This is a genomic window from Paenibacillus anaericanus, assembly GCF_003994475.1.
GTDB classification, from domain to species: domain Bacteria; phylum Bacillota; class Bacilli; order Paenibacillales; family Paenibacillaceae; genus Fontibacillus; species Fontibacillus anaericanus.
Genome location: NZ_RZNY01000084.1, coordinates 1 through 1356, shown reverse-complemented (window position 1 = coordinate 1356; position 1356 = coordinate 1). Strand labels below are relative to the sequence as shown.

The window sequence follows — 1356 nt, the reverse complement described above, 5'->3', positions numbered from 1 at the left end:
CATCCTGAAGTAGCTTGAGTATTATAAACCGCCAGAACGGGATTTTTATTTCCGTCTTTTGTTCGTATACCACCTAAGAGCTCAGTACCAACTTTGCTGAGATCAACATCCGTGGTTTGACCTTGATCCTCCGTCAGTGAGGATGCCACGACAATGTTCTCAGAATTCACGAGTTGAACACGCGATCCTTCTCCTAGATCCAATTCTTTCAGGTATTGCGTAAGGATATCTAAGTTAATATCAGCAACCAGGATAAAGCGTTCCATACCGTTTACACTGGTAATCGATCTGACCAATCTAAATATACCTGTTCCGGAACTACTGCTGCTAGGTACATCAACCCACACAGTTTCGGCAGATTTCGACAATTTTTCATACCATGGTTGTTCCTTGATTGAATCTAAGAATTCCTGATCCACACTTCCCGTTGTTATATTTCCCAGGTCTTCACCAATCATATATACTGCAACTATACCCTGTGTATTAAGAGTTATTGTATTTAGCCGCGTTCTCATTTTATTTGTTGCAACAAAACGGTCATAATCCGTTGTTTTAAGTGAGGCCTCCATTATGGATGTCTGCATTTCTGTGTCAAGGAATGTTTGCTGCAAATTTTCCCGATATTTCTGAAGAATAATATCCAACTTTTGTGAAGTTTGTACGATCGTTTGTTGATTGGCCATTTCCGCATTGTCTTGAATCGTGTTCTTTGCCATCTGATAAGAGATGATACCGATTGTAAGAACAAAGAACATAATAGCTATGAAGAAAATAAGAAATAAACGTATACCCACCGATTTCGATGGATTAAACTGTTTCGGCAAATGTTCCTTTAGCGACGATATTCTCCCTTTAAGCCCTCCAGGAGCGACCTTTCTTACTTGGTCAACGGATTTCCCCCCCTGTTTGTTTTCATTTTCCTTTGTTGATCGGTTCTCCTTCTTAGGAACCAGTTTCATGTTGATCACCCACCACTCTTAGTAATTAATACCCCTGCTTGAATGCTTAATTTACTTCTAGTACATTAACACTTTACGTTTGCCAATTATTCGAGAAGTGTTACAAGTCTCCTTTATAATATCGGTTACATCACAATTGATGTTATAGAATTTATTAGAAAAATACTCCAAAAACAAAAAAGGGACTTTCGTCCTAGACTGAATTAATTTGTTACACATAGACTGGAGACTTCGAAAAAATTATTTAGGCTGTGGGTATCTTTCGAATAATTGAGTAAGTATGTAGGATGACATAAGACCATATTAATCGAGACCATCATAGATATTAGTAGATAAAAAAAATGACTCCTGTACAGTGATCTTACCCCCGTCAAGTAGACATTAATAAAACTGAAGT

Annotated in this window: 1 protein-coding gene; it reads right to left on the bottom strand. The window is 37.8% G+C overall.

Annotation, left to right across the window (positions count from 1 at the left end; genetic code table 11):
- Nucleotides 1-959: cache domain-containing protein (locus EJP82_RS27785; RefSeq protein ID WP_170220327.1), on the bottom strand; the 959-nt coding region annotated here is incomplete at its 3' end.
- Nucleotides 960-1356: the final 397 nt, after the last annotated feature.